The organism is Microcoleus sp. OTE_8_concoct_300, assembly GCF_031383065.1.
Taxonomy (GTDB): Bacteria; Cyanobacteriota; Cyanobacteriia; order Cyanobacteriales; family Microcoleaceae; genus Microcoleus.
On sequence record NZ_JANMZH010000163.1, the window covers coordinates 1 to 7,223 of the forward strand.

The window sequence follows — 7,223 nt, forward strand, 5'->3', positions numbered from 1 at the left end:
TCGTTCTCCCGATGTCTCTTGGATAAAAAAGGAAAAATGGGACGCACTTAGTCCCGCACAAAAACAAAAATTTCCTCCCATCGCCCCCGATTTTGTCTTGGAATTAATGTCGCCCACCGATAGTTTAAAAGATACCCAAGAGAAAATGCAAGAATACATGAGCAACCAAGTAAAACTAGGTTGGTTAATCAACCGCAAAACCCGCCGACTCGAAATCTATCGCCAAGGACAAGAAGTAGAAATACTTGAATCTCCCGCAGAACTTTCAGGAGAAGATGTTTTGCCCGGTTTCGTGCTAAACTTGCAGCTAGTCTGGCAATAACTAAAAAGTCTGCATTCATCAGCGTCTATTGGCGTTCATCTGCGGTTAAAAAAAATCTAATGGAAACGAAAGAAACCACTTCCCTAACAGCCGAACAGCACAAACAGAAAATGCAGCGCCGCCAAGAAGTACAGGCGCAGCGAATCGCTAACTCCTCAAAAGAAAAAGGTTTAATTATAGTCAATACCGGTAACGGCAAAGGCAAAACTACAGCCGCTTTGGGAATGGTTGTGCGATCGCTCGGTCACGGATACCGCGTCGCCATAGTACAATTTATCAAAGGCGCCTGGGAACCTGCTGAGAAAGCCGTTTTTCAACTCTGGGAAAAACAGCTAGAATTTCACGCAATGGGAGAAGGCTTTACCTGGGACACGCAAGACCGCGATCGAGATATTGAAACAGCTCAAAAAGCCTGGGATAAAGCTGTAACTTTTATCTGCAATCCCGAATTTAAATTAGTGCTGCTAGATGAAGTCAATATAGCATTAAAACTAGGTTATTTGCAAGTCGAGCAAGTGCTCTCCGGCTTAGAACAAAAACCAGAAGAAACCCACATTATTTTAACAGGTAGAGGCGCCCCGCCAGCGCTAATTGAACGGGCAGACTTGGTGACAGAAATGACCTTAGTTAAGCATCCATTCCGAGAACAAGGCATTAAAGCTCAGCCAGGTATTGAGTATTAATATTGTTTTTACAAAACAGACGCACTCCGACAAAGAAACCGGGTTTTTTACCGAATCTGCAGGTCACAACGCGTCTTTTCGTCCATCAAACCCGGTTTCTGAGTCCCCATGCGTCCAGGGCTATTTTATTCAGGACGAAGAGCCCGAATGGATGCACCCCAATTTTGTAGGATATATTTGCAAAAATGGGATGCTGCCGCCCGAATTGGCTTAAAGTTGATTTGGAGAAGACTGAAGGCCTCACTAAAAACCCGTATTCATATTGTTTGTAGTCAGGACTTTTTCCCCAATCTAAAATCTTAAATTTAAAATAGATCTATGCTGGCAATATTAAAATAAAAGTTGACCCCTTGCCCAACTCGCTATCCACCGTAATTTCTCCCCCCAGCATCTGAGAGTATTTCTGCGCTATTGCTAAACCCAAACCCGTACCTCCGTACTTGCGGGTAGTCGAAGCATCCGCTTGCGTAAAAGGTTGAAATAACTTTTGTAGCTGTTCAGGAGTTATCCCAATCCCCGTATCAGTACAATTAAAAATTAACTGTTCAGCATCCCAACTATTCTCGTTATTTTTAATTCTTTCAACGCTGAGTGTAATTGTCCCTTTCTGAGTAAACTTAGCTGCATTGCTGAGCAAATTAAACAAAATTTGAGTTAACTTAATTTGATCGGAATACAATTTGCCAATATTATTAGGACACTCAACATTCAGGCGATTGGTGTTTCGCACAAATAGCGGTTTAACAGTTGTCGCTACATTTTGAACTACCTCCGACACGTCAAAAGTTTCTAATTCAAGTTCCGCGTGACCGGCTTCAATCTTCGACAAGTCGAGAATATCATTAATTAATGTTAGTAAAAGCTTGCCTGCATTGTGAATTCTATCCAAATCCGACACAAAATTTTCTTCGCCCAAATCTAAAGCCTCTTCTTGCAGAATCTCGCTGTAACCGATAATCGCATTCAGAGGAGTTCGCAGTTCGTGGCTCATGTTAGCCAAAAATTGACTTTTAGCCAAACTAGCTGCTTCTGCTGCTTCCTTTGCCTTGTACATTCCTGTCTCGGCTTGCAAGCGGTCGGTCACGTCGTGAGCCAGCACTAATTCAGCATTTCTGCTATCAAATATCAGGGAATAAGAAGTAATTTCTACATCAATAATTGTTCCGTCTTTTTTCAGGTGCTGCCACACACCTGCAAACTCAATACCAACATCTACTTGGGATATATTTTCTAGCAATTTCGCCACATCTTGGGGGGGACGAATGTCCGCAATGGTCATGTTGAGAAATTCGTCGCGAGTGTAGCCGTAGTGCAGGACAGCAGCCTGATTGACGGCTATAAATTCCAGAGTTTCTAAATCGTAAACCCACATCGGATGGGGGTTATTTTTAAACAAAAGTCTGTAGCGTTCTTCCGAGGCTCGCAGTTCGGCTTCGGCTTGCTTGCGCTCGGTAATGTCGCGGACAACAGTGCAAATAATCTCGCGGCCGCCGTAGGAAATTACGCTCCCGCTGACTTCCACGTCCACGCAGGAACCGTCTCGGCGGCGGTAGAGAACTTCGCCAATTCTGAATTGTTTGTCCGTCAGCAGCAACTCGATATTGTTGTCAATTAGGTCTTTAGAGTAAGCGATGATATCGTAAATACTCAGTTGCTTCATCGCCTCAAGACTGTAATCGAGCAAGTTTCTAAACGCTGTATTGGCTTCCAAAAGGCGTTTGGTTTGAGCGTCCCACAGGAAAATGCAATCTGTAGCTTGCTCGACTACGGCTTGGTAGCGGGCTTTTTCCTCAAGTTGTTCGCTTTCGGCGATCGCGATCGCCGAAAGCATTCTGTTGATAGTATGGGCAAGGTCGGACAACTCGTCTTCGCCCGTCACCTGCAGTCGCACCGAGAGGTCTTGGCTGCTGCTGATGTAGTTCACTGCTTTCGCCAAACCGCTCAACGGAGATAGCACCAGACCCTCTAGCAGCAGCAGAGTGCAGCCGACCAACCCAATTCCCGCTAACACTACAGACACCAGCAGGTACAGCAAACTGATCTCACCTTGCCGGTATATTTCTCTGGGGATATCCACCCGCAATAGCAGCGCAGGTTGCTTGTAAATATCGTTGATCAGAGCGTAACCCGCGATCGATTCTTGGCTTAAAGGACGCACCAAAATCGGTTTTTTTTCCGACAGTTTCTCCCGCGCTTTCTGAAAGTCTGCAGGCAACCGAGGCTCATTAACGCTGTGTACTATCAGCGGCAAGCGAGTAATTTTAGAAAGCTTCGCAATGCCCGCAGCATCCAAATTGCGCCCGAATACCAGCGTACCCCGGATCGGGCCGGTGCTTTTAGTCGTGATAATTGGCCGAGAAGTAATCAGTATCGGCCCAGACGGCAGCAGCAGGATACCAGCGAGGCTACTGTTGCGGTTGGGGTGCTGCAACAGCGGGTCACTGAGAGAAATGTGCCGTTGTAATGCTTCTGGAACAGGCGTTAGTTTCAGCTTTTCGCTGTCTAAACCCGTACCGTAAACTATTTTGCCAGAAGTATTGACAAATACGGCTATATTAACTCTCGAATTAGCCAGCCCTTCTGGAACTAAATTGGAGGCAATGAATTCTGAGTTGCGGTTTTGGACGAAAGCGTAGGTGTCGTCCCAGGCCGACCAGTCGGCAAAGCGCGAGTTGAAGTCGTCGGCAGTTTGCCCGAACACGCTGAGCACTCCCTTGACCACCTGTGTGGCTTCTTGTTCCTCTGCTTTGATCAGGCTGCCTAGGAGGATCCTTGAGGAGGCGGCATACAGAATGCCAGTCAGTCCAGCGATGGTAATGCCAACGATAGATAGTGTTTTCCGACGCAGTTTCATCTTGCCGTGTGTGTGGTGTCCGTCCGAAATTCTCAACTCAGGAGCAATTTTACTGATGTTCCCTGAACCCTGACTGCTGGGGCTGCACCTGTCGGCTACTTTTCCCACACCTGCTGTTGGTGAGCTTCCTTGCAAATACCCAAGATGCGATGATCGTTGTCGCTGACGGCGGAAATTCGGTAATACTGTTGCAGGTTTACTGAGTAGGGAGAGCGACTACCGTCGTAACTATCCACCACTATTAAATTTAACTGAGTTCGATCGCTTGTGCCGTAAAAACAGTAAAAAGCAGACCGAGGCAGGTAAAAAGCGCCTACTACCTTACTCTGCCGCATTTCAAATACAAAATATTCTTGCTTAATTTCCTCTGGCTTGCTCGACTGGCCGTAGAGGTAAATGCCATCTGCTAAACCTGTGCTAGCTGTATCTGGCGCAGGATTTGGGGGAGATTGCGACCTGAAAACCCCGGATGTGATGTCCGGATCCTGTGCCCGGGGTGCGGGGAATGCGATGCTGAAGTTACCGGGCGAGAGAGCAAGCACGATCGCGATCGCTTTTAAACTTCCTGTCAATATCAAATAAGTCAAAACCACTCCAGACCCCAAAATTTAAAATAGCTGCCTCGAAGCACCTCTTGTACCCGTTTCAAAAAGCTCCTAAAGAAACCGGGTATCTGGGGTAAACTCAATCTACGTAAATCTATGCCGATCGACTAGAAGTGTCTCAATTGCTGGTTTTCAATTGTCGATGGTTCCCGTTAGGAGGATTGTCGAGCCTGGACACTCTCCCATCTACCAATTGCGTAACCCTACCGACTACCCCTGTCGGTGATAAGCTGTTCTACATTTAAACTGTGTGTCAAAAATCAATACAACTCTTGTGGGACGGGCTTCTAGCCTGTCCCGAATTCCCAATTTAAATGCGTAACAGCTTACTCATCTTCCAACCTGAGCACTTCTGCTTTAAACTTAGGATTGATCCATCCTAAGTCCCAAGCTTCGGTAACAGATTTTCCCATCCAAGTCAAATATCGAACAGTCGCCAAGAGTAAAACCTTGCGGACTTCCGCATACTTCATCCAGCGATTTATTTCGCTATCAGAGCCACGATACAGAATGTTCAGCGCGGCATTTTTATCAGATTGAATCACTACTCCGGTATAAGCGGTAAAACCATCCCCATCCCGTTTACCCAATAACGTCCCGGTTTGAGAACACATTTGCGAAGTGTAAGCAGGATTTACCACTGATAAAGTAGATCCTGTCTCCCTAGAGATTTTCTCCAATGAAGCTTGCAATTCACCTTTCATCCACTGATTAAGCTGGCGATTTATCGCTTTAGATTGTTGCTTGCCAGTGATGGATCGACCCCTCAAATAATACCATTTTAGATTTGACATTTTAGATTAAAGAATTGAATAATTTGGCGTGACCTATTCCATAAGGGTTGGGAGCACAGGCCTACAGTGACATTTGTTTTTACGGGTATAAAAGTATTATTCCCAGCAACGCCAACACTAAAAAAAGAGTTGAGATTTTGGGAAAAATCTCAACTCTTTTACTGACTAACTAGCCAAGTATTCTCGGACTTGAGCTTGGCGGCGCCGCAGGTGGGCGAGGGCTTGATGTTCTAGCTGCCGCACCCGTTCCCGGCTGAGATTGAGCCGTTCTCCGACTTTAGCCAGAGACATTTCGGTGCCGTCTTCCAAACCGAAGCGCAGAATTATTACATCTCGCTGCTGGGGGGTAAGTTCTGATATCAAAGTATCGAGGTCTTGCCGCAGCAATTCCGAGGTAATGTAGTTGTCTGGAGATGCAGTTTCGTCTTCTAAGAGTTCTTGCAGTTCGGTATCTTGGTTATCTCCTACCCGCAAGTCCAAAGAAACTGGATGTCTTGCCATCAGCAGGTATTCCCGAATTTGGGAAGGGTGCAGTTCGAGGGCGGTGGCAATTTCCGCTGGGGAGGGAGACCGGCCCAACTGCTGGGTGAGTTCCCGCTGCACTTTTTTGATTTTGTTGAGTTTTTCGGTGATGTGAATTGGCAATCGAATGGTGCGGGCGTGTTGGGCGATCGCGCGGGTAATTGCTTGCCGAATCCACCAGTAGGCGTATGTGGAAAATTTGTATCCCCGCATCGGGTCAAATTTTTCGACTCCTCGTTCTAAACCGAGAGTACCTTCTTGAATTAAATCCAAGAATTCCATATTGCGTTTCTGGTATTTTTTGGCGATCGCCACTACTAGCCGCAAATTCGCTTCAATCATCTTTTGCTTGGCGCGTCGCCCTAACTGCAATATCCGGTTCAGTTCAGGTTCGGTCAACTCCATTTCGGCAGCCCACTCTTGATTCGTCAGATCCCGCTGCCATTCTTTAGCAAGTGCTTGTTTTGCTTCGATTAATTTCATCATTTGCTGCACTTGCTTCCCGAAAACAATTTCTTCTTCTCGGGTTAGCAGGGGTACGCGACCGATCTCGTGCAGATAGGCACGAACCGTATCCGTTGAGGAGTATGGCCGGCTGCCCATGCGATCGGCTTTCACTGTTTTGTTTTTGGGGGTGGTGGTGGACATGGGTGAGTTTTGCACTCCTTGTAACAACAGATAAAAAGTTGGTGATACTCTGTCCCACTTTTGCAAGTGGGATAAAGACTGCGACAAGGGGGATGTTTCCCCTCCTGTTTATCGGTGACGATCGGTAGAAGCTTGTTGTTTGGGATTACTTGTGTGCTTGATTTCCCAGTAATCCCGATCGATTTTGGATAACTCGCTAGCTTTAACGGCTAGTTCAAGGCGAAGTGAAGTAAGACTTTACTTTTTTCAATATTATTCCAATTTTTGAGGATCGTAAAGGGTAAAAACCTCTGTCTTAAGGTCAAGATTCTACATTTTTCCTTAAGCTTTTAAATTCCCTGCTCATTTTAACCCTCACTCAACTTCACAATACTCATGCAAACAGACTCATGCAATTCCAGGGCTTTGTTTTCCTCTCTGTTCCATCATGACTTGAAATTTTCTCGCTGCCTAGGTGCTGCGATGCGAGATAACCGAACTCGATCGCCGTATTCGCTGCCACTTACTCTTTAAAATATTTTAAATATTTATTGACATTTTTCTGGGAATATGCTACACAAATTCGGCTGCGAGGAAGTAAAGGTGTATCAAAGCTGGCTGTTGGGGTGTTTGAGTTGAATTGTGCCGCGAGGCTCAACCATATTTCAGCTTAGGCAAATTTTGTGAAGTTAGGGATGAGGGGTGAGGGGGTGAAAGGGGAAAGCTTCTGACTCAAAAGACCTCTTGCAAAAATAACTAGGACGGGCAAGATTCCCATCCCACAAGAATTATTTTTTATTGTGGGATGGGCATCTT

6 protein-coding genes are annotated in these 7,223 nt (G+C 46.0%); 2 read left to right on the plus strand and 4 right to left on the minus strand.

Annotated features, from left to right (window positions below):
- Window positions 1–322, plus strand: a 322-nt coding sequence (locus ACUVJL_RS07740) for a Uma2 family endonuclease (protein ID WP_445245316.1), incomplete at its 5' end; no start/stop codon positions are given.
- A gap of 59 nt (window positions 323–381) precedes the next feature.
- Complete coding sequence (gene cobO, locus ACUVJL_RS07745) at window positions 382–1,005, plus strand: cob(I)yrinic acid a,c-diamide adenosyltransferase (protein WP_333129718.1); 624 nt, start codon at window positions 382–384, stop codon at window positions 1,003–1,005.
- A gap of 316 nt (window positions 1,006–1,321) precedes the next feature.
- Here cobO and ACUVJL_RS07750 read toward each other — a convergent pair whose 3' ends face one another.
- From ACUVJL_RS07750 to ACUVJL_RS07765, 4 genes are all read right to left on the minus strand, one after another.
- A complete protein-coding gene (locus ACUVJL_RS07750; RefSeq protein WP_445245317.1) occupies window positions 1,322–3,994 on the minus strand; it encodes a CHASE4 domain-containing protein in 2,673 nt (890 codons plus the stop codon).
- Window positions 3,955–4,452 carry a hypothetical protein gene (locus ACUVJL_RS07755; protein WP_445245318.1) on the minus strand — a complete coding sequence of 166 codons (498 nt, stop codon included), beginning with the start codon at window positions 4,450–4,452 and terminating at the stop codon, window positions 3,955–3,957. Before ACUVJL_RS07755 ends, ACUVJL_RS07750 begins: the two co-directional genes overlap by 40 nt.
- A gap of 338 nt (window positions 4,453–4,790) precedes the next feature.
- Entirely contained in the window at window positions 4,791–5,258 is a 468-nt protein-coding gene (locus ACUVJL_RS07760) for a zinc ribbon domain-containing protein (protein ID WP_445245319.1), read from the minus strand.
- A 165-nt stretch (window positions 5,259–5,423) separates the two neighbouring features.
- Window positions 5,424–6,428 carry an RNA polymerase sigma factor, RpoD/SigA family gene (locus ACUVJL_RS07765; protein WP_333129706.1) on the minus strand — a complete coding sequence of 335 codons (1,005 nt, stop codon included), beginning with the start codon at window positions 6,426–6,428 and terminating at the stop codon, window positions 5,424–5,426.
- Window positions 6,429–7,223: the final 795 nt, after the last annotated feature.